Consider the following 20,469-nt stretch of genomic DNA (forward strand, 5'->3'; position numbering starts at 1 on the left):
GGGTTTATGAGCGCCCTAGTTGTTGCTTCGCATCAAGAGGACGCACTGAATTTCGTCGAATAAACGGGACTTGCGGATGTCGAATGTCGATCTCAATCGTCTGATAAGAACGCTTGAGCCCAATTTACGTGTCGGTCTTGAGACAGCGGCTTCGCTCGCCGTGCGCCATCAGCATGCTGTCGTGGATGTCGTGCACTGGCTTCGCTCCCTTCTTGATATTGCGGCGTTTTCGGCCGTTTTCGAGGAGCTCAAGCTTTCCTCGGAAATGCTGAGATCGGAGCTGGACGCGGCGATCGCCGATATTCCGCGGGAGGACGGCGCCGCGCTGGCGCTCTCCCCCAATCTGCTGGCCCTTGGCCGGGAATCCTTCCTGGTTGCATCGCTGCAGTGCGGCCGCAATGTCGTGATGCTGGCCGATCTGCTCGCCGCCCTGACCGGCGATTCGGCATTGCGGGTGGTTGTGCGCGGCATTGCTCCCTCGATACGCAATCTCGACCGGGCAATGCTCGACAAATTGCTGGAAAAGGCCTCCGGCCCGTCGGACCAGCTTTCCGTGCCCACCGCGACATCGGCAGGCAATGAATTTCTGCGGCTCTACACGCACGACATGACGGCCGACGCCCGCGCGGGCCGCATCGATCCGGTCATTGGCCGCGACGCTGAGTTGCGGCAGCTGATCGATATCCTGACGCGCCGTCGGCAGAACAATCCGATCCTGGTCGGCGAGGCGGGTGTCGGCAAGACCGCGGTTGCCGAAGCGCTCGCATTGGAGATCGCCGCCGGCAATGTTCCGGCCCGGCTGAAGGATGTGAAGCTGCTGCTGCTGGATCTTAGCCTGCTGCAGGCCGGCGCCGGCGTCAAAGGCGAGTTCGAACGGCGCCTGCATGGCGTGGTCGACGCGGTAAAGACGTCGTCGGAACCGATCATTTTGTTCATTGACGAGGCGCACGGGTTGATCGGCGCCGGCGGACAGGCAGGGCAAGGCGATGCCGCAAATATCCTAAAACCGGCTTTGGCGCGCGGAGAACTCAGGACGATCGCGGCAACGACCTGGAGCGAATACAAGCGCTTCATCGAGAAGGATGCGGCCCTGACCCGCCGCTTCCAGACCGTGCATGTCCGCGAGCCGGACGAAGAGGCCGCAATCCGGATGCTGCGCGGCGTGGCACAAAGCCTTAAAATCCATCACAAGGTGCGTATCCGCGACGAGGCGATCGTCGCCGCCGTCCGCCTTTCGGCGCGATACCTGCCGGACCGGCAGCTTCCCGATAAGGCGATCAGCCTGATCGACACGGCTGCCGCCGCCGTGGCGCTGGCCCGCCAGACGAGGCCGGAGGCTTTGAAACAGCTTACCGACGAACGCGATCTCCTGGAAACCGAGGCAAACTGGCTTGCGCGAGAACCCGAGACACCGGAAAAGGCCGCCCGGCTTGGCGAAATCGCCGTCAAGCAGCAGCAGATCGTTGCGCAGATCGAAGCGCTCCGGTCGCAGTTCGAGGAAGAAAACCGGCTCGTCCGCGAGGCCGACCGGCTGGAGGAATTCTTTTCGCCGGACGATGCCATCGTCCCGTTGGCGCCGGCGGACAGTGGCGACGGCACGAATGTTGCGCCTTTCCCGCCGCAGGCCATGACCGCGGAAGCCGCCCGCGCCGCCTTTGCCGTGACCGAACGGACACTCGCGGCGGTGGCGGATCAAACGGCCCTGTTGCCGCGTGTGGTCGACAAGGACGTCGTTGCATCAATCGTTGCCCGCTGGACCGGAATTCCTGTCGGCAAGCTGCTGGCGGACCAGATCGAAACCGTCAAGACGCTCGATGCCCGCCTGAAGGAGAGGGTGCTCGGCCAGGACGCGGCGATCGAACGCATCGCTTCGGCCATGCGGGCCTCGCGCGCCGGACTTTCCGATCCGCGCCGGCCGCCGGCCGTTTTTCTGTTGGTCGGCATGTCCGGCACCGGCAAGACCGAGACGGCGCTGTCGCTTGCCGACATGCTCTATGGCGGCAGCCGCTATTTAACGACCATCAACATGTCCGAGTTCAAGGAGGAGCATAAGATTTCCATGCTTCTCGGCTCGCCGCCCGGTTATGTCGGTTACGGCGAAGGCGGCGTGCTGACCGAGGCGGTGAGGCGCAGGCCCTATGGAGTGCTGCTGCTCGACGAGATCGACAAGGCCCATCCCGGCGTTCAGGAAATCTTCTACCAGGTGTTCGACAAGGGAACGCTGCGTGATGGCGAAGGTCGCGACATCGATTTCAAGAACACCACCATCGTCATGACGGCGAACACCGGTTCGGAAATGATCGCAGCCCTTGCCGCCGATCCCGAGACGATGCCGGAGGCGGAAGCGCTGGAAGCGATGCTGCTGCCGGAATTGCAGAAGCATTTCAAGCCGGCCTTCCTCGGCCGCACGACCGTGCTGCCCTTCATGCCGCTTGGGCCGGAGACGCTGTCGGGCATCGTCGACATCCAGATCGGCCGAATCCGCGAGCGAGTTGCCGCCACTTACGGGACGACGCTTTCATTGTCGCCGGCAGCCCGCGACGCGCTGATTTCGCGCGCCCGCACCAGCGAGATGGGCGCCCGCGCGATCGAGGTCATGATCGCCCGCGACCTCCTGCCTGTTCTTTCGACGTTTTTCCTCGATGCCGTCGCGGCCGGGAAGAAAATTACGGGGATCACCATCGGTTACGATGGGCAACGCTTCGGCCTCGATGCCGAAGAGGCCGCCCCCCAGGAATTCGGCACGCCGGGGGAAAGCCGGTTGTCGGATGAAGTAGCCCCGAGCCGCAAACGCGCTCGGGGAGCAGGACGAAGAAAGGCGACTACGCCTTAGACGCAACTAGGCACTCAACCGCCAATAGGAGAGCTTACAGAATGCCGATTTATCTTCAGATCGACGGTATCCAGGGTGATGCGACCCACGAACAGCATCGCAAGTGGATGGATATCGAAGCCATCCACTGGAACGTTTCCCGCAACATGAACACCTCCGCTGGTTCGGCGGCCAACCGCGAAGCTTCCGAGCCGACCGTTTCGGAAGTGATCCTCACCAAGGTCAGCGACTCCTCGTCGACCAAGCTCTTCCAGGAGGCCTGCTCGGGCCGCACCGGCAAGCGCTCGGTCATCCATCTCGTCACCACGGGCAATCCCGGCGACACCTATATCGAGTATTCGCTCGAGAACACGCTGATCGCCAGCTACTCGATCGATTCCAACGGTGACCGCCCGGTCGAGACGATCAAGCTGAACTTCACCAAGATGGAAGTGAAGTACACGCCTTACGACGACAAGCACTCGCCGCAGTCGCCGATGATCGCTTCCTACGATCTGGCGACCACCAAGGCCGCTTAATATCCGACTGGAGCGGGCGCCTTTCACGATGGCGTCCGCTCACTTCATTGTCGTCGCGGGCTGAAGGAAGTCTTTCCCATGAGCGGATTGGACATCGATAATGTGAAACTGACGAACTACCATCTTATCGTCGAGGAAGTCTTCGACGAAAGTGTTTTCGGCATGGTGGCGCCCAGCTTCAAAATTAAGGGTGTCAAGGGGCTAGGTACCAGTCATCTTCAGGTGATGCGCAGCGTCTACACGCTTGCGATCGGCGAAGATGTTTATTTCAAGGGCCGCAAGCTGCAGGGTTCGCCGGGCGTGAGGGAACTGCTATCGGAGTTCTTTGAATCCGGAACGCAGCTGACGGCCCGCCCAAACGGCCGCACGACGGTGATGCACCGCTATCTCGGCAAGAAGAATATCTTCACAGCCAAGGCGCTGGAGCACTACAAGACCTCCGTCACGTTGAATTTCCTTCGCATCTACGGCGAGGATCCGGCGCCGACGCGTCTGCTCTACGGCAATCCGGCGGTGACTTTCATCCAGAAGACCGGGGAACGGCCGATGGCCGCGGCCTATTTCAACGGCAACAACAATCGGTTGGAACTTCTTCACTATTTCGACCGGCGCACCCTTGTCGACGGCTTTCTGAAACGCTTCTCGGAAGCATCTGCTGCGGCCGTAGGCTGAGAAGGTCTCTATCGATGAACGATATGTCGTCGGCAATCTGAACTCTTTGATTTTGTGAGCTGGTGGATGAAGTCTTCGCTCGGCAATGGCCCTAATTTGCGCAATGCGGGGAAGCACGATAGCTGGATGGGGCCTGTCATGGCCATCCTGCTGCTTGTCGGCGCCGTGCCCGTCCAAGCGCAGCAGTCCGATATCTGGCGCATGAGCAACCAGCAGCTCCTGGAAGCGCTCAAGGGCGATGCCGCGCCGGATATCACGAATCCGGAACTTCGCCGGCAAATCTCGTACGAGCGTGGCGCGGCCTACGTGGCCGGCGTTGCCGATGCGACAGATGGAAAGACCTGGTGCATTGAAGGCAGTGTCCTCATTCACGAGCTGACGGACCGCGTCTTCAGCCATCTGCAAACATTGGCACCGGAGGCTCTGCAGCAGAATGCTGCGATCTCTGTCTCCGCTGCGCTCAGCAAATCCTTTCCCTGCAAAGAAAAATGATTTTGGAGCCGACATGATCAACGTAGCTTTCGATGAGCTTTACGCCAATTATCCGAGCAGCACCACATATCGGCCTAACTATGTCAGTCAGCAGGATCTTTTTCGCGAGCTTGGTTGGGACGCGCTTCTAAACAATCCACTCTACGCGAATACCTGCGCCGTGCGCGTCAGCCTCGCCTTCGTGAGGTCCGGCATCAAGATCTCCCCGAAATCTCACAATATCCTCAAGGGCCCACACGCCAACAAGGGCCTGGAGGTCTCCATGCGCCGGCTCGCCGATCTTTTGGCGACCTCACGCTATCTCGGCACTTACGAATCCTACACCTCCGCGACGGCGCAATCCGGCATTGGAGCCCGCAAGGGCGTCGTCGCCTTCAACTGCATACCGGGTTATCGCGGTGGCGGGCATATCGATCTGGTCATCGGGGCCGCCGACGCGGCTCAGTGCGCCTCTTCCTGCTACTACCAATCCCAGTCGATCTGGTTCTGGCCGCTCCTGTCGAGCCGCACGTCTTAAGGTTTGAGGTCAACTCATGAACGATCAGCCCTCTGCCGCCGACTTCATCCAGGCGAACCGTATCCTGAAGATCGTCTCGCCGCTCGGCGAGGACCAACTTCTGCCGGAGCGCGTGACGATCGATGAAGGTATTTCGTCGCTCTTCGAAATCAAGGTTTCCGCGCGCGCCAAGAAGCCGTCGGTCAAGCCGGAGGAGCTGATCGGCCGGCTGATGGATGTCTCCGTGGAAGTGCAACAGGGCGATGGCGAAGGCGCCGTGCGCCGGCCGTTCAACGGCCTGGTGACCGAACTCAACGAGGGGCCGCCGATCACCCGCGGGCTGCGCTCCTACTCCATGGTGCTGCGGCCGCAGATGTGGCTGCTGTCGCGCCGCTCCGACTGCCGCATCTGGATGGACAAGACCTCGATCGACATCGTCGAGACGCTGTTTTCCGAGCACGGCATTCCGGCGCCGGACACGTCGGGCGTGATCACGCCACCACCGCCGCAGCATTATTCGGTGCAGTGGAACGAAACCGATCTTGCCTTCCTCACCCGCCGTTTCGAAGAGGACGGCCTGTTCTACTGGTTCTCCCACGAGGACGGCAAACACAAGCTGCATGTGGCCGACAGCGCCCGATCCTGGCTCGGCCCGTCGCCATCGGCGCAGGGCGAGGGCCAGGTCCGCCTGGCGCAGGGCTCGGCCGACCGTAACCATATCACCGAATGGAGCCGGCGTTATTCCTACGTGCCGGGCCAGCGCGCCGGCGCCGACTGGAACTTCGAAACCCCGCGCATGGTGCCGGGCACGATGACGCCATCGCTGGTGCAGATGCCGGAAGCAACCAGGCGCGAGCTTTACGAATATCCGGCGCGCATTTCCTCCGTCGCCGAGGCGGAGCGGGCGGAAAAACTGAGGATGCAGGCCTCCGAAGCCGATCACGACCGGGTCTTTGGCGGCTCGACATCCCGCATCCTGGAGGCGGGACGCCGCTTCACCCCCTATGAGGTCGCCCACCCCGACCATGTCTATGAGGAGCATGTGGTGGTGAAGGCGACCCATACCGTCGTCGACCGCTCCTATGAGACCAACAGCAATGAGCCGGAATATACCAACACCTTCGAGGCCGTACCGTCGCGGGTGCCGATGACGCCGCATCGCGAAACGAAGCGGCCGCGCATCGAGGGCACGCAGGTGGCGATCGTCGCCGGCCCCGCCGGCGAGGAGATCCATCCCGACCAATACGGCCGCATCAAGCTGTGGTTCCCCTGGGACCGCAAGGCCAAGAAGGACGGTTCCGACACCTGCTGGGTGCGCGTCAGCCAGGTCTGGGGCGGCGGCACCTGGGGCGCCCAGGTTATCCCGCGCATCGGCATGGAAGTGATGGTCGCCTTCGTCGACGGCGACCCCGACCGGCCGCTGGTGACAGGCGTGGTCCCCAATCCGAGCAACACCGTCCCCTACGACCTGCCGGCCAACAAGACGCGCATGGTCATGCGCTCGAACACCCATAAGGGCACCGGCTTCAACGAAATGACCTTCGAAGACGAGGCCGGCCAGGAGAACATGTTCTTCCATGCCCAGAAGGACCAGACGACGCGCGTGCTGAACGACCGCACCAAGCGTATCGACCGCCACGAGGTCTCGGCGATCGGCGCCAACCGGACGGTCGAAGTGGGCGGCAACCAGAAACACGAAGTCGGCGGTTCGATGAACACCGTCGTCGGCGGCACCGGGCCGATGGCGATGGCGCTGATGGGTTCCGTGCAGGGAATGGCGGGACAGACGGCGAGCCTGCTTTCACAGGCTGGTCAGATTGCCGGTGGCGGCGGGCCTGGCCTTGGTGCTTTTGTCGGTACGCTTGCTTCCTCTGCGCTGGGCTTCCTGAGTATTGGCGGGCTTGGTAGCCGCCAGGGCGTCGTCTCAGGTCCCAGCCCGCGCTCCGATGCGGGCACCGCTCTTGCCGGCTCCGGTACCGGCGTCGGGGAGGACGCCTCGAACCTGTTTCCGTTGCCAGGCATCATGAACACGATTGTCGGATCGTTTCAGTCCACCAGCGTCGGTGTCGCGAAGGCTGAGCAGATCGGGGTGAGCAAGGTCACCAATATTGGCCAGACGGAGATGATCAACGTCGGCAAGCAGCAGAATCTGGCGATTGGAAAGGTACAGAACGTCACGATCGGCGAGGAACAGAATACCAATATCGGAAAAGCCCAGGGCACGGTCGTTGGCGAGAAGATCACCGTCAATGTCGGCAAGCTATATGGTCTCGTGGCAGGTGAAAAATACCGCGGTGAATCAAAGGTGTGGGAAGTCTTCGCGGAAGACAAGATCTTCTTGTCCGCTCCCGGCGGCTACATCGAAATCAACAAGACCGGCATCCGCCTCTATGCATTGAAGATCGATATCGAAGGCAATCAAATCAACTTCAAGAAAGGTGGTCCCGGCCAGGAACCGTCTTGCCTGCGGCAGATGTCGAAGTCGTCCACGCCATTTGTAAGGATGTGATGATGGAAGCGACCCCAGTAATCGATCTGCCGGACATCGCCGAGCCTGCTCGAGTGCTAAGGAAGGCTGTCGATGAGATGAACGGGCCTGTCGTCGTGGTGCTGGACGGCGGCGCCTTTGACGATCTGCCGGATGCACTTGCGTCCGAAGCAATATCCTGCCGCTCGCTGTTTCTGGAGGGGGTACCTCTCGATTTTCGTCGTGCAGGACCATGGATGGCCGAGGCGTTGTCGGCATCGATGCGATCACATGTCGAATGGCTCGATACGCATCACAACTGCGCGGTCTATTGGTCGTGCCCTGCAGGGCCAGACGCACTCTACCGACATCTCCGGACGCTGAACGAGGTCATGATTCCACGCGAAGGCGTGGGGGGTGAACAGCAGGGCGGGACGGAAAAGCAGCGCTATGAGCGGGTTCTCTTCCGCCACTGGGATCCCAATGTTCTCGGCGCGGTGCTGCCGATCCTCACAAGGTCGCAGTTCACCCGTTTTCTCGGGCCGGCAGATGGCGTCGTTTTCAATGGGCCGGATTATGGGGGTGTTCGGCGGGCGCGTAAGGCTGACAACATGCCGGATGCGACCATCGGTCCGCTCCGGCTGGAACCGGATCAGATGGAGAGGTTGAAGGCAGCCATGCTTCATTCCTCGCGGCTGCGGATCGCGCGCTTCTTGAAAAAGAACACGCCGCCGCATTTTTTGGGCGTGGACGACGATTTCGTGTGGGGGGCCACGCTGGCCAGCGAGCGAACTGCCGATGAGCTGGGGATTCGGACCGAACGCGGGCGTGCGCGTTGGGCATATCTAATGGTTGTGTCGGACGGCAAGGCGGCGGATCTTCCGGAAGTACGAAGCTATATCCAGGAAAAGGGAGTCTCGCCTGACACCCGGGTCAAGCAACTGATCGGCCATACGGTCGACGCGCTACGCTCCGGCAACGCCTTCAATGGGGCGGCGTCATGACCTCAGTGGCAGCAGAAACTGTAGGACAGTACGGTGGTCAAATCGCAGGCGGCGCTTTAGGCGGCGTCATTGGAGGCATTCTTGGTGGGCCGGTTGGAGCCTGGATCGGTCGTGCAATCGGGTCGAGGGTCGGGGGCATGGCAGGCCGCGCGGCGGCAGGAGCCATCGCGAGCTACATGGAAGATGCTAACGAAGCAGCCGAGACCGAGACCAAGGAGCAGGAAGCTGCAAAGCCCTGCGTGGACTGTGGAGAGATCGATTGCTTCAATCCACCGGAAGGATCGACGCCCGATCAAATTAACGAGTTCAGGCGGCAGCTCAAGGAACAGCAGGATACCATCAACGGCATGGATCCGGGCCAACTGGTTCAGAATATAGATCGCTTCGCAAAATACGGACGTCCAGACGGCGATGCCGCCGGTCGGAAGTTGACCCGGGACACATATCGGACGCAGAGGACGAGAGAGCTTGAGCGGCAATACTTGAAGGAGGGTAAGAACAACTTCCGAGAGCTAGCCGCAAGCGACGTCGCCAAAGAAATGGCCAATCTTGCAGCAACGCATACGCTTGACCTAGTCGCAGGGGGGGACGGCTCTATTTCCGGCATGGGCAATAAGACCATCAACAGTTCTCTCGGGGCTCAATGGAAGGGGCGACGCGCCGCTCAGTTGCGGCAGCACGCGGAGAATGCCGCGAAACAAGGGAAAAAAATGAACGTCACACTTGAAGAGTGCGCGCAAAACGGAGGAAAGTCCTCATCGCAAGACGGCGGTAGTAATTCTCCCGGGGATTCCGGGCCTGGAAATGGTAACCCGTCCGATGTCCCGATGTCATGATCGATCGGATGAAATGTGCGCACCGAAATAAAGGCAGAAGCGATGACCGAGCTTTTCATTACCTATCAGAATGCTTTGAAGGATTTTGGAGAACCGCTGGGCGGATCGCGGTTAGCATCCGCCACTCTGGAGGCTTACCGTGGTCGTATTCCGGATAGTTTTCTAGACTTTATGCGCCTATATTCCGCAGGGAAATGGTTGCGTGGATATTTTCAGTTTTGCAATCCGGAAGAGTATAAATCTGTCTTGTCATTGGTTCTTGGGGGCGACCAGGACCTGAAGCCCGAACGAACACATGTCCTCGGTTTTTCAGCTTTCGGGGAATTGGTTGCCTGGAACGAAGATTATAAAGTGGTCGAAATCAATATGCTGTATGGGCGCGTCAGTTGTCCGGAACTGTTTTCGCCCGAACCTGACATGGATTCGAATATCACATTGGGTATCGTAATCGGCAGCGTCAACGCAGAATCCTACGACAATCCGGACGAGAACGGAAAGCCGATGTTCAAACGCCTGCTGCTTGCGCATGGGGAGTTGGAAGTGGGGCAGATCTACGCGCCCAAACTTCATCCGGCCCTCGGCGGACCGATTATCGTCGACAATCTCCGTCCGGCAAGTGCGCTCCCGGCCATGACGATTGCGGCTCAAGCCACGCCATTCACTCTTTATAACACCACCATACCCAATGTCCCGGCAATCCGCGAAGTTGGTGCATAATGATGAGCAAGCAGATCTCAGATACTTGAGGATGCTGAAGCCGGCTCATTGGTCATGTGCAACTCGATGTGCCTAAACAGGTTTGCAGCCGCACCGTTGGAATGGAGGAATTCTCAGAATGGTCGGTCGTCCGGTCACGCTTAAGGGCCATATGCATGTTTGCCCGATGTTTGATCCCGGGCCGCGGCCGCATGTTGGAGGACCCGTGTCTTCGACATCCCAGTCGTTCGTCTGCGTCGAAGGCGTACCAATCGCAACGGTGGGAGACAGGTGCACCTGCACGGGCGTGCCGACGACCGCCGGCATTACCAGCGGATCGTCGATTGCCAATATTGGCGGAAAAAAGATCGCCCGCTTCGGCGATGCCTGCGAGCACGGAGGTCGGCTGGTGCAAGGAGTTCCTTGGCTGACGTTTGATTAGCCGACCGAGAAAGTCGATCTGGGACAGTACTTCTTGGCACTGGCGGAACCATCTCATGACGCAGCAAGAGTTTGTATCTGCAATCGAGGCGGGCCTGGCTTCGGGACAGGGTGCGAGTTTTTCCGACATCGAGCTTTCTCCCGACGAGCGCCTTCGCAGCAAGAAAAAATATTCAACGCAGATCGTACCCTTCAGCCTTAACGTCAAGAACAAGACTTGGCGCGGCATTCACTTCAAGAACTGCTCGGTAACTGGCCTCACCTTCACCGGCGCCGTGCTGGAAGATTGCACTTTCGAAAATTGCCAGCTCGCGATCCAGAACTGGGAAAGCCGCTACAGCAATTGCAAGTTCATTTCCTGTGACATGAGAAGTTTTTCGTTCGGTGCTGACCAAGCCTCCAATGCGAACGCTTTTCAAGACGTGGTTTTCGAGAAGTGCAGCATGCAGGCAAGCGGTATGGACTTCGCCGTTTTTGAAAATGCATCGTTCCTGAATTGCAAGCTGGACCGCGCCGAATTCCGGCAGGTTACCATTCTCCACAGCAAGTTTGTCGGGAAGCTCGACGACGTCGTATTCGGCCGGGATTACACCGACAAGCCGAGCCGCCTGCAGGCGGTGGATTTCAGCAAGGCGACAATCAACTTCAGCATCTTCCCGAACACCCACGTTTCGGATGTCACTGCGCCGGAAAACCCGAAGATCCATGCGATCAAGCCGCTATAAGGAGTTCATCGCCGATCTTGACCGCGCGATCCAGGCCGACCCGGGCTTAGGCAACGTGGCGCTCAGCGGCATTTTCACCAGTGAATACACCGCCGATTCCAATTTCGGCATTGTCAATGAGGACGACTTCAGGGAACTGTTAAAGCCGAAGGGAATGGAGCGTCTGGCACAGATGCTGGCCGATCCGCGCTGGAAAAATTAGCGGGACGATGGATTGGTGGTCCACCTTTGAGAGCGACCCAAGAGAAATCTTGCCCAATCGGCTTGGTGGGACAGCTACGAAGACTAGCAATAACAGCCGGAGATCGGACAGTCGGCGGCTTCGCGCCGTTCCTGGAGAAGCTGCTTGATCCAAGCGCGCGTCTTTGGCGACTCTTGGTGAAAGCCGCCGATTTCCATCTCAAGGGGGTGGGCACCGACAGCCACGATGTGGCGAAGGATCAGAATTGTTGGCTCTTTCCGGTCGAGATATTGGCGCTCCAGGGCGTCGGATTTCGGCAATGGGCCGCCTCCATAGGGGCAGCGCCAAGCTCTTTGGACCGGACAAAGGAGTAGATAATGAGCACCGCGATGTATGATGATGCAATCCGCAGCCTGCGAGACAACGGGATCGATATTCTCGGGACGAGGAGCGCGACCGGGGAGGATTTGAAGCAGATCGAGCCTCGGCGTGTCGCTTCCGGTGTCGTATAAGAAGATGCTCTCCGAATATGGAGCGCTCGAGTTCGACACGGTTGAGATTTACGCTTGGCTCTCCCAAGGTATCGACGCGAAGTTCATTACCAATGTTGTGTATGCCACGGAACGAGCGCGCGCCGATGGTCGGATCAGCGAGACGATGATCCCGTTTCTGACGGCGGGTTATGGTCCCTTCTTTGTGATGGATTGCGCCGAGACGACCGCGGACGGCGAGGCGCCGGTCTACGAGGTATCCGCTGGCGGATACGCGAACGGCAAGGACAAGCTTGCGGAGAGCTTTGGCGAGTTCCTGCGCAACGAAGTGCGGCGCACTCTGGAAGCGCGCGAACAAGGTGGCCCGGAATTCGATGGCGACGAGGAGGATTCGCCACCGTCACGTGAATTCATCAGCGAATACTGGAAGGATCGGGCAAAGGACTTCGAATAGGCCGCTGCCCCTTTCAAAGCAGTGGACAGAAAGTTTCGTCAGGGTGTCCAGACACGCCCTCTACGGCAGACCTGCCACGGCTGCTTGACGAGCAATCCTAGACATTGCTGTCTTTGCGAAGGGAGGTGAGCCGGTGAGAATTGACGTGCGCCTGGCTTTGGTGCGATCCGTATGCTGCAGGTCACGCTTTGCATGGCTGGTTTTGCTGAGGATCAATATGAAGCGGTTTTCGAACGTCCGTACCTTGTTCTTTGCACCGATCGTCCTGATCGGGCTCGGCGCTCCGGCGGGATTGGCGGGGCAGAATGAATGCGCCGGCCGTACGGCAGACATCATTCGGCGGGCCTATCCGAGCGCGACAAATGCCGATGATGGTACTCTTCTGTTCGAGGGGGCAACCCTCACGTTAGCCAAGGGCGACGGTGTTGATGGCGATCCGCATGCGGTGATCTGCCGGGTTTGGCCGGCTCAACCCCAGCTGACGCTGATTGCGGTTCCGTTGATGACGGAGCAGTCGGATTCGGAAAACGAAGGCGATATCGAACTGCTCGTCGTCGACAGCACCAACCTGCAAGTAAGGCAGCGGCTGCGTCTTGACGGCCTTATGTCCGACGACGCCTTTCGTGTACGAAGCGTCGCCTTCGATACCGCACGTTATCAGCTCGCGCCGAAGAGAACGGCTTTCGGCCTGCGTGTTTCGCGGGATGGCAGCTCGCGCGCCAATCCATTTGGTGAAACGACCTTATGGCTTTTTTCGATCGAAGGTGATCGGCTAAAGCCGGTTCTCGACAATATTGTCGTCGGCGAAAGTCAGGGAGAATGGGATACCGTCTGCGCCGGTGAGTTTAGCGAAACCACCCGCACGCTTTCGATGGTTCCATCAGCGAAAGACACGATTGCCGACATCGTTGTCACAGAGAAAACGAGGACATCCGTCAACACGGTCGGAACGGATAATGGTTGCAAGAGCGAAGATGAGACGACGACCCGCAAGTACCGGCTGCGGTACGACGGATCGGGATATGGCGTTCCCAAAGACCTGAAGCGGGTCGATTAGGAGGAGCTGACCGGGATGGTGCGCCAGGCTGCGCATCGAACCGGCGGCGATGATCCGACGCCATGGCTGCAGGCTGCCGGATCAGGGTCAAAAAGCGCTGATGCTGTCCGTTCTGCGCGGCAATTATCCGGCAGTAGGGGCAAGGAAGGACTTTTTTAAAGCGTCGCTGCCTTGGATGGTCCTGCTTTTGGCAAAGCTGGCGCCGGCGCACTCATGAGCGGCAGCGGCGCAATTGGTCAGTGGGGAATAGAATATGGTGCATGGCTGTGCTGCTCTCTTGATCCGTCACGAGTCCGACGACGGCGGCGTGTTGCGCTAAGGCTGGTGCGTGGTCGAGACATGAACGGCTCCGGACCGAACACGACGCATCAAGGCCGGGATCCTCGCGATCCCGAAAACGCGGTGGACCTCGAGGATCAGAAGGCCCGATTCTGCGCTGACATCGCGGCATTCGCCGATGGTGCCATGAATGGCGATCTGACGCGGCGAATGAATGCCGACTATACGGACCCGAATTTTAGGCGTTCGGCGACGATGCTCAATGAACTGATGTCGTCGATCGGCAGTAACCTCGATGATTTCAACGATGCGATGGCCGCTCTCGCCCAAGGCGATCTCCATCGCGGCATGCGGGACAAGCACCGCGGCGCATTTGGACCGCTGCAGAAGAACTTCAATCTTGCCATGGCGACAGTCCGCACCGTGCTCGGCGAACAGGGGGCGGAGCGTTTTACGAACAAGGCTTCAAAATTCCGGCGAATGCTGGCCACGGTGGGGCCGGATGAGACTGGTGGCGAAATCCGGTGCTCGGACGATGGTTCGCGACCGGTTCCGTCGCCGCCACACGATCTTTGGCTGAGGCTCGCCGAGGCGCTGAACGGGTTCCGCCGCTGAAAAGGCCTGCGCGGCCATCGGGGCGAACATGGTCGGTGACATGCCGCAAAACACGAGCTTGCCGTCAGCCATAGCGGCCTCGCAGCGAAGCAGGCGGACCTCCACTTGAAAGATTTGCGGTCCGACCAGCGCCAGGAACAGGTAGGTCAGCCCGTTCCGTTCGATCCCTCGCAGACGGGCGCGTCCGCGCGCATCAAGCCAAGCATCTTCAGGTCTTCCCACAGGGCGCAAGGGATAGGTGTGCTGCGCCCGCGGGCGTTTGACGCAACTTGATCGACCGACTGGCCACCTGGGATGACGGAAACGACAGCCGGATGGAAGAGCGGAAAGTTGAGCGCCGCATCTGCCAGGGCGACGTCGTGCTTCCGGCAGACTTGCTCTATTCGCCGGACCTTGTCGACGATTTCGGAAGGGGCGTCGGAGTAATTATATTGTGCGCCAGCAATCGGCCCCGTCGCCAGGATGCCGGAATTATACGGGCCGCCAAGCACTATGCCGATATCGCGGGCTTCGCACATGGGGAGAAAGGATTCCAATGCCTCCTGCTCAAGCAGAGTATAGCGTCCGGCAAGCAGAAACAGATCGAAATCCCCCCGTTCGGCCAGCGCCTGACACATCTCCCACTCGTTTATCCCGCCACCGATCGCCTTCACGACTCCCTGGTCGCGCAGCGAGATCATTGCCTGGTATCCACCGGCCATGAATTGCCCGACATAGTGGTCGCAGGCTGCTTGCGTGCCGTGATTGAAGACATCCAGGTCGTGTACGAACAGAATATCGAAGCTGTCGAGACCGGTGCGCTCGAAAGATGCTTCGAACGATCGCATGACGCCATCGTAGCTGTAGTCGAAAACTTCCCGACGACTGGGAGTATCGAAGAATTTGCCGATGCCGGTCCGCTGTTCGGGTCGGCAGACCTTCAAGATCCGTCCAACTTTTGTCGACACCACGAAGTCTTCGCGCTTTTTCGTCGCAAGGAAATGGCCGACCCGCCTTTCCGCGAGGCCAAGCCCGTAGAGCGGTGCGGTGTCGAAGTAGCGGATGCCGTATCGCCAGGCTGCATCCAATACGGCTGCCGCCGCATCATCGGTGATTGCTCGATAGAGATTGCCGAGCGGCGCCGTGCCAAACCCGAGTTCCGTAAAAGTGAGCCCGCTGTCTCCCCTGCGATCCCAGTGTCGCGTCTTCATGTCAACTGCCATTACCCTGAAATTGCCTGCCACCGGTACGAGCTTTATCGTCCCGCTTGAGGGTTTGATTTCGACCGCGAACGCTCCCGCAGGCCCTCACTTATCGCGACGTGACAGATAATATGGCGCTCCTACACGGGCTGTCGATATCATCGCCTTTCCGGTGCTCATGGCGCGGAGTCCGGCTGGTCTGTATCAACCGCTCGCGTTGGGATCGCACGCCCAAGGGCAAACCGATACGGTGTAGCTCGGCATGCGTCTGGTACGGGATTGGCGACCGCCGATGCCGCGCATTGCGGCCGCGCGCGCCGGCGAACCCTTGCGGCGACAAGATGTTCGCACACAAGTGGAACACTACGCAGTATTGGTCACCCTCCGATTTAACGAAGCTCAAACCAGTATCGTCGTATAACAGGTTCGTTACATGGTTTGGGAAGGTGGAACCAACGCAGTGAATGGCATCTGGACGCAATTCGGTGGCAACCTTTCCTTCGTATCCCTGGCAATGTCGCTCTGGGCGCTCTTTTCGATTCAGTTTCAGCGCCGGTCGTTCATGCAGGAGAGGATCGCCTTCGGAATCATAGCCGGCGGCGCCTCCATCGGATCCATATTGCTGGCCGTTGAGTTTCATCCGGGCATCTATATCGATCTGCGATTTTCGCCGCTGGCATTGGCCGGCATGTTCGGCGGGCCGATAGCGGCGGCTTTTGCCGCATCGCTGGCGATGGCCTTTCGATTTGCCGTCGGCGGCACGGCGATGCTCGACGGGATCGTCACGATGGCCGTGGCTGCCGGCATTGGTGTGGCCGGCCATTTCTGGACCCGCAAGAGATCTCCGGTGCTCATGGACGTTGCGCTGCTGAGCCTCGCCCTTGGCGTTGCACTGGTTCTATCCATGGCTCTGCTTCCCACTCTCGTGACCGCTCATGTGCTCGCCGGCGTCGGTTTTCCCCTGACCGCGTTGAATTGCCTAGCAACCGTTCTGGGCGGTTCCGTTCTGCTGAAGACACAGCACTGGGAGCTCGAACGCAGCATATTGGTGACGGCATTTTCGCAGTCGCCCGACTATCTCTATGTGAAGGATCGAAACAGCCGCTTCATCACCGTCAATGAAAACATGACCCGGCTTTTCCGGTTCAGGACGACGGCGGAGATGATCGGATTGTCGGATTTCAATCTGATGTCGCGGCCGCTCGCCGAGAAACTCTATTATCTCGAGCAGCAGGTCATAGACACCGGCGTGCCGCTGATCGATTCCACCGAATATATTGAAGGCAGATTCCTGCTTGCCTCCAAGGTGCCGCTCCGGGACAGGCAGGGCCGAGTGATCGGCCTGGCCGGCGTGACACGAGATGTGACCGAGCGCACGGCCTTGGAGCGTGAATTGCGTGAAAGCAAGAACCTCTTGTCGCATGCAATGGCCGGCATGTCCGATGGTATCGCCATGTACGACAGCAAGGGTTTTCTTATCTTTTGCAACGATCAGTACCGCAGCGCCTTTCCGCTGTCCGGCGATGCCCGGGTGGTCGGCGCCCATATCAGCGACATCCTGCGCCGTGTCGTTGAAACCGGCGAGCGGCCGGGCGTGGTCGAGGGTGATCCGGAAGAGTGGATCAAGCTGACCAGCGCGACGTTGCACAGCAACAAGGACGAAGAGGTTCAGCTACACAACGGCGACTGGCGCAGCATTCGCACGAGACTTGCCGAAGATGGCACGGCGATGGCTGTCGTCTCGGACATCACGGCGACGAAGCAGGCGGAAATCGCGCTCAGGCTGTCGGCGGAGCAATTGAGGAATCTGGCCGAGACCGACGGGCTGACCGGTATCGTCAATCGCCGCGCCTTCGATGAAATCTTCGCGCGTGAGACCGCCGGCAGCGCCAGGAAGAACACGCCCTTCAGCCTGCTGATGGTCGATATCGACCGCTTCAAGGCCTATAACGATACCTATGGGCATCCGGCCGGCGACCAATGCCTGCGCGTCGTCAGCAAGTGCCTGCGCCAATCCGTCAGCCGGCCGGCGGACATCGTCGCGCGCTATGGTGGGGAGGAATTTGTGGTGTTCCTTCCCGACACCAGCGCCAAGGGGGCAATGATCGTCGCCGAGCAATTCGCCCGCCGACTGGCCAAGGAGAATATCCTTCATTCCGGCAGCGAATTCGGATGTGTAACCGCCAGTATCGGCATATCCTGCGCGACAGGAGCAACGTTGCGCGCCAGCCCCAACCGTCTACTCGCCGAGGCCGATACCGCACTCTACGAGGCCAAGACGCAAGGCCGCAACCGCATCCTGGCGCATTCGCGCGAGAACGGGCATGCGCTCAAGGAAACCGGTTAGACCGCAATCCTGTTTACCTCCCGGAGAGCTGCGCGCGCTCGATAGGATTTTTCTATCAAACCATCGCTTGTAAGGCCTTGATGTTTGTCCGGCTTCGGCAATACAGGGGCGCATGGACACAAAATTCATTGGGAAGAAATCGGCGGCAGCCGGCGGCTGGGGCGCTTTGAAGAGCTGCGGGAAGCAGTTGCTTCAAAGCGGGATGCCGATCGCTGGGGCGCGAACGATGCTGAAAGCGAACCAGCCGGATGGGTTCGATTGCCCGGGCTGCGCCTGGGGCGACCCGGAACACGGATCCTCGTTCGAGTTCTGCGAGAACGGGGTCAAGGCCGTCGCCTGGGAAGCGACGGAGAAGCGGGCAACGCCGGCTTTCTTCGCGGAAAATACGGTATCCGAGCTTCGCCGGCTGTCGGATTACGAACTTGAGCTCAACGGCCGCCTTACCCATCCCATGCGCTATGATGCAATAAGCGACCGCTACCTGCCGGTGGCGTGGGAGGATGCCTTTACCGAGATCGGCAGCATCCTCAAGGGCCTCGATAATCCCGATCGTGCGGAATTCTATACGTCCGGCCGGGCCAGCAACGAGGCCGCCTTCCTCTATCAGCTGTTCGTGCGCATCTACGGCACCAATAATTTTCCCGATTGCTCCAACATGTGCCACGAGGCCAGCGGCATCGCCATGCGCCAGGCGGTCGGCGTCGGCAAAGGCACCGTTCTGCTGGAGGATTTCGAGGAGGCCGACGCGATTTTCGTGATCGGACAGAACCCCGGCACGAACCATCCGAGAATGCTCGGCGACCTGCGCCGGGCAGCGCTTCGCGGCGCGCGCATCGTCGTCTTCAATCCGATCCGCGAGCGCGGCCTGGAGCGCTTCTCCGATCCGCAGGACAAGATCGAAATGCTGCGGGGCGGTTCGACCGATATCGCCAGCCATTATCTCCAGCCGCAACTCGGCGGTGATATGGCTGCGGTGCGCGGAATGGCAAAGGCCGTGCTGGCTGCGGAAGACGCGGCCGTCGCCGCCGGTCTGCCGCCGGTTCTCGATCATGCCTTTCTTGTCGAACATTGCGCGGGTTTTGCCGAATACCGGGGGGCAGTGGAGGCGACGAGCTGGGCCGACATCGAAGATCAATCGGGGTTGAGCCGAGAGGAGATCGAACGGGCGGCCGATGTCTATATTGCTGCCGAACGGGTCATCTGCACCTGGGCGATGGGCGTGACGCAGCATCTGCATTCAGTGGCGACGATCCGAGAGATTGCCAACTTCATGTTTCTGCGCGGCAATATCGGCCGGTCCGGCGCCGGCCTTTGCCCGGTGCGCGGCCATTCCAACGTGCAGGGCGACCGAACTGTCGGCATCAACGAACAGCCTTCGGACGATTTCCTCGATGCGCTGGAGAAGCATTTCCGTTTCACGGTCCCGCGCCTGCACGGCCACAACGTGCTTTCCGCGATCGGGGCGATGCTCGACGGCTCGGCTGAGGCCTTCATCGGGCTTGGCGGCAACTTCGCCCGCGCCACACCCGACAGCACCCTCGTCGAGAAAGCGCTTCGGCGGCTGAAACTGACGGTGCATATCGCGACCAAGCCGAACCATTCGCATCTGATGCCCGGCGAGACGGCCTTTATCCTGCCGTGCCTCGGACGGACCGAGATGGACCTCAACGCGGCCGGCAATTCCCAGCTCGTGAGCGTCGAGGATTCGATGAGCATGGTGCATGGTTCCGCCGGCATCAATCGTCCGGCCTCACCGCATCTTCTCTCGGAAGTCGCCATCATTGCCGGCATTGCGCAAGCGACGGTCGGCCCTTCCGTGGTCGACTGGGCGGAACTTGCCGAGGATTACGATCGCATCCGCGATCATATCGAGGCGACCATTCCCGGCTTCGAGGACTACAATAGGCGCCTGCGCAAGCCGCGCGGCTTCCATCTGCGCAATGCCGCCGCCCATCGGCAGTGGCAGACGCCCACTGGCAAACCGTCATTTTCCTGCCAGGCGCTTCCCGAGCAGACGGTGCATCAGCGCGCGCGAAAAGGCGAGGGACGCTTCGCCCTCCAGACGTTCCGCTCGCACGATCAGTACAATACCACCGTCTACGGCCTCGACGACCGATACCGTGGCGTCTACGGAGAGCGGCAGGTCATCTTCATAAATCCTGAAGATCTGAGGGCGATGAATGCCGAGGCCGGCGACCGCATCGATGTAGTCGGCGAGCACGATGACGGCATCGAGCGCGTCGCGCGGAATTTCCGCCTTGTCCCCTATGACATTCCGCGAGGCAGCATCGCCGGTTATTATCCCGAGTTGAACGTGCTCGTGCCGCTTGGCAGCGCCGGCGATGAAAGCGACACGCCGACCTCGAAATCAATCATGGTTTCCTTCCGCCGGCGACATGCCGCGTGAGCGAAGAGGCATCCGACGCCGGCCGATTTCTTGTCCTTGTCGCTGCGGCGCAAGCCAGGAATGCGGGGCTGACCTCGATCCAGGCCGGTCTGCTCGTCGCCGCGGAGCTCAACATAGCAACTGACAGCCGCTCCTTTGCACGCAAGCTGGGGATCGCGCATGCGCTTGTGCTGCGGGAACTCAACGCGCTTGCCGAGCGAGATGACACGCTTGAGATCGTCAAGCGGGATCCGAGAACGATGAGAGTGTTCTACAGATTGGCCAATCCCTGACGCAT

At 60.0% G+C, this 20,469-nt stretch carries 20 protein-coding genes; 18 read left to right on the plus strand and 2 right to left on the minus strand.

Annotation, left to right across the window (positions count from 1 at the left end):
• Positions 1–76: 76 nt before the first annotated feature.
• The 12 genes from tssH (at position 77) to N2597_RS27585 (ending at position 11,382) form a co-directional block, all read left to right on the plus strand.
• A complete protein-coding gene (gene tssH / locus N2597_RS27530) occupies positions 77–2,833 on the plus strand; it encodes a type VI secretion system ATPase TssH (RefSeq protein ID WP_183602355.1) in 2,757 nt (918 codons plus the stop codon).
• A gap of 41 nt (positions 2,834–2,874) precedes the next feature.
• On the plus strand, positions 2,875–3,351 hold the full coding sequence (locus N2597_RS27535; protein WP_009990920.1) for an Hcp family type VI secretion system effector: 477 nt from the start codon (positions 2,875–2,877) through the stop codon (positions 3,349–3,351).
• 78 nt (positions 3,352–3,429) lie between these two features.
• Positions 3,430–4,023, plus strand: a complete 594-nt coding sequence (locus N2597_RS27540) for a hypothetical protein (RefSeq protein WP_077989012.1) — start codon at positions 3,430–3,432, stop codon at positions 4,021–4,023.
• A 138-nt stretch (positions 4,024–4,161) separates the two neighbouring features.
• Positions 4,162–4,515, plus strand: coding sequence for a Rap1a/Tai family immunity protein (locus tag N2597_RS27545; protein WP_210282098.1), 354 nt, complete (start codon positions 4,162–4,164; stop codon positions 4,513–4,515).
• A gap of 13 nt (positions 4,516–4,528) precedes the next feature.
• Positions 4,529–5,032 (plus strand): T6SS effector amidase Tae4 family protein, encoded by a 504-nt coding sequence (locus N2597_RS27550; protein WP_210282099.1) that lies wholly within the window; start codon positions 4,529–4,531, stop codon positions 5,030–5,032.
• A 16-nt stretch (positions 5,033–5,048) separates the two neighbouring features.
• Positions 5,049–7,520 (plus strand): type VI secretion system tip protein TssI/VgrG, encoded by a 2,472-nt coding sequence (tssI, locus tag N2597_RS27555; RefSeq protein WP_183602357.1) that lies wholly within the window; start codon positions 5,049–5,051, stop codon positions 7,518–7,520.
• A 2-nt stretch (positions 7,521–7,522) separates the two neighbouring features.
• Entirely contained in the window at positions 7,523–8,482 is a 960-nt protein-coding gene (locus N2597_RS27560; RefSeq protein WP_225881446.1) for a DUF4123 domain-containing protein, read from the plus strand.
• Between the two features lie 137 nt (positions 8,483–8,619).
• Entirely contained in the window at positions 8,620–9,318 is a 699-nt protein-coding gene (locus N2597_RS27565; protein ID WP_225881447.1) for a polymorphic toxin type 15 domain-containing protein, read from the plus strand.
• A 42-nt stretch (positions 9,319–9,360) separates the two neighbouring features.
• Positions 9,361–10,035 carry a GAD-like domain-containing protein gene (locus N2597_RS27570; protein ID WP_183602363.1) on the plus strand — a complete coding sequence of 225 codons (675 nt, stop codon included), beginning with the start codon at positions 9,361–9,363 and terminating at the stop codon, positions 10,033–10,035.
• A 118-nt stretch (positions 10,036–10,153) separates the two neighbouring features.
• Entirely contained in the window at positions 10,154–10,456 is a 303-nt protein-coding gene (locus tag N2597_RS27575; RefSeq protein ID WP_183602365.1) for a PAAR domain-containing contractile injection system baseplate protein, read from the plus strand.
• Positions 10,449–11,180: a pentapeptide repeat-containing protein gene (locus N2597_RS27580; RefSeq protein ID WP_341356266.1), complete on the plus strand. Its 732-nt coding sequence runs from the start codon at positions 10,449–10,451 to the stop codon at positions 11,178–11,180. Before N2597_RS27575 ends, N2597_RS27580 begins: the two co-directional genes overlap by 8 nt.
• Positions 11,161–11,382 (plus strand): hypothetical protein, encoded by a 222-nt coding sequence (locus N2597_RS27585; RefSeq protein WP_183602369.1) that lies wholly within the window; start codon positions 11,161–11,163, stop codon positions 11,380–11,382. The genes N2597_RS27580 and N2597_RS27585 overlap by 20 nt, the downstream gene beginning before the upstream one ends.
• 83 nt (positions 11,383–11,465) lie before the next feature.
• Here the strand turns inward: N2597_RS27585 and N2597_RS27590 are convergent, their stop codons facing one another.
• Entirely contained in the window at positions 11,466–11,681 is a 216-nt protein-coding gene (locus tag N2597_RS27590) for a hypothetical protein (protein ID WP_183602371.1), read from the minus strand.
• A gap of 169 nt (positions 11,682–11,850) precedes the next feature.
• Here N2597_RS27590 and N2597_RS27595 point away from each other — a divergent pair, with 169 nt between their 5' ends.
• From N2597_RS27595 to N2597_RS27605, 3 genes are all read left to right on the plus strand, one after another.
• Positions 11,851–12,306, plus strand: coding sequence for an SMI1/KNR4 family protein (locus N2597_RS27595; RefSeq protein WP_341356267.1), 456 nt, complete (start codon positions 11,851–11,853; stop codon positions 12,304–12,306).
• Between the two features lie 145 nt (positions 12,307–12,451).
• Positions 12,452–13,363: a PA3715 family protein gene (locus tag N2597_RS27600; protein WP_341356268.1), complete on the plus strand. Its 912-nt coding sequence runs from the start codon at positions 12,452–12,454 to the stop codon at positions 13,361–13,363.
• A 213-nt stretch (positions 13,364–13,576) separates the two neighbouring features.
• Positions 13,577–14,257, plus strand: coding sequence for a chemotaxis protein (locus N2597_RS27605; RefSeq protein ID WP_225881448.1), 681 nt, complete (start codon positions 13,577–13,579; stop codon positions 14,255–14,257).
• A 146-nt stretch (positions 14,258–14,403) separates the two neighbouring features.
• Here the strand turns inward: N2597_RS27605 and N2597_RS27610 are convergent, their stop codons facing one another.
• The gene (locus tag N2597_RS27610) at positions 14,404–15,447 is read right to left on the minus strand and encodes an aldo/keto reductase (protein ID WP_096764175.1); all 1,044 of its coding nucleotides are present in this window, start codon (positions 15,445–15,447) and stop codon (positions 14,404–14,406) included.
• Positions 15,448–15,871: 424 nt separating this feature from the next.
• On the opposite strand from N2597_RS27610, the gene N2597_RS27615 reads away from it, so the two are divergent.
• The 3 genes from N2597_RS27615 to N2597_RS27625 all read left to right on the plus strand — a co-directional run bounded on the left by N2597_RS27615 (position 15,872) and on the right by N2597_RS27625 (position 20,464).
• The gene (locus N2597_RS27615; RefSeq protein WP_183602374.1) at positions 15,872–17,785 is read left to right on the plus strand and encodes a diguanylate cyclase; all 1,914 of its coding nucleotides are present in this window, start codon (positions 15,872–15,874) and stop codon (positions 17,783–17,785) included.
• A gap of 112 nt (positions 17,786–17,897) precedes the next feature.
• Entirely contained in the window at positions 17,898–20,192 is a 2,295-nt protein-coding gene (locus N2597_RS27620) for an FdhF/YdeP family oxidoreductase (protein ID WP_183602376.1), read from the plus strand.
• Complete coding sequence (locus N2597_RS27625; protein ID WP_077989024.1) at positions 20,189–20,464, plus strand: hypothetical protein; 276 nt, start codon at positions 20,189–20,191, stop codon at positions 20,462–20,464. The genes N2597_RS27620 and N2597_RS27625 overlap by 4 nt, the downstream gene beginning before the upstream one ends.
• Positions 20,465–20,469: the final 5 nt, after the last annotated feature.

The sequence above is a fragment of the Rhizobium sophoriradicis genome, assembly GCF_025200795.1.
GTDB classification, from domain to species: domain Bacteria; phylum Pseudomonadota; class Alphaproteobacteria; order Rhizobiales; family Rhizobiaceae; genus Rhizobium; species Rhizobium sophoriradicis.

What these genes read in the sequence shown, in the direction of transcription:
- tssH (WP_183602355.1), top strand. Translation starts at nt 77, where the DNA reads ATGTCGAATGTCGATCTCAATCGTCTGATAAGAACGCTTGAGCCCAAT.
- N2597_RS27535 (WP_009990920.1), top strand. Translation starts at nt 2,875, where the DNA reads ATGCCGATTTATCTTCAGATCGACGGTATCCAGGGTGATGCGACCCAC.
- N2597_RS27540 (WP_077989012.1), top strand. Translation starts at nt 3,430, where the DNA reads ATGAGCGGATTGGACATCGATAATGTGAAACTGACGAACTACCATCTT.
- N2597_RS27545 (WP_210282098.1), top strand. Translation starts at nt 4,162, where the DNA reads ATGGCCATCCTGCTGCTTGTCGGCGCCGTGCCCGTCCAAGCGCAGCAG.
- N2597_RS27550 (WP_210282099.1), top strand. Translation starts at nt 4,529, where the DNA reads ATGATCAACGTAGCTTTCGATGAGCTTTACGCCAATTATCCGAGCAGC.
- tssI (WP_183602357.1), top strand. Translation starts at nt 5,049, where the DNA reads ATGAACGATCAGCCCTCTGCCGCCGACTTCATCCAGGCGAACCGTATC.
- N2597_RS27560 (WP_225881446.1), top strand. Translation starts at nt 7,523, where the DNA reads ATGGAAGCGACCCCAGTAATCGATCTGCCGGACATCGCCGAGCCTGCT.
- N2597_RS27565 (WP_225881447.1), top strand. Translation starts at nt 8,620, where the DNA reads ATGGCAGGCCGCGCGGCGGCAGGAGCCATCGCGAGCTACATGGAAGAT.
- N2597_RS27570 (WP_183602363.1), top strand. Translation starts at nt 9,361, where the DNA reads ATGACCGAGCTTTTCATTACCTATCAGAATGCTTTGAAGGATTTTGGA.
- N2597_RS27575 (WP_183602365.1), top strand. Translation starts at nt 10,154, where the DNA reads ATGGTCGGTCGTCCGGTCACGCTTAAGGGCCATATGCATGTTTGCCCG.
- N2597_RS27585 (WP_183602369.1), top strand. Translation starts at nt 11,161, where the DNA reads ATGCGATCAAGCCGCTATAAGGAGTTCATCGCCGATCTTGACCGCGCG.
- N2597_RS27605 (WP_225881448.1), top strand. Translation starts at nt 13,577, where the DNA reads ATGAGCGGCAGCGGCGCAATTGGTCAGTGGGGAATAGAATATGGTGCA.
- N2597_RS27610 (WP_096764175.1), bottom strand. Translation starts at nt 15,447, where the DNA reads ATGAAGACGCGACACTGGGATCGCAGGGGAGACAGCGGGCTCACTTTT.
- N2597_RS27615 (WP_183602374.1), top strand. Translation starts at nt 15,872, where the DNA reads ATGGTTTGGGAAGGTGGAACCAACGCAGTGAATGGCATCTGGACGCAA.
- N2597_RS27620 (WP_183602376.1), top strand. Translation starts at nt 17,898, where the DNA reads ATGGACACAAAATTCATTGGGAAGAAATCGGCGGCAGCCGGCGGCTGG.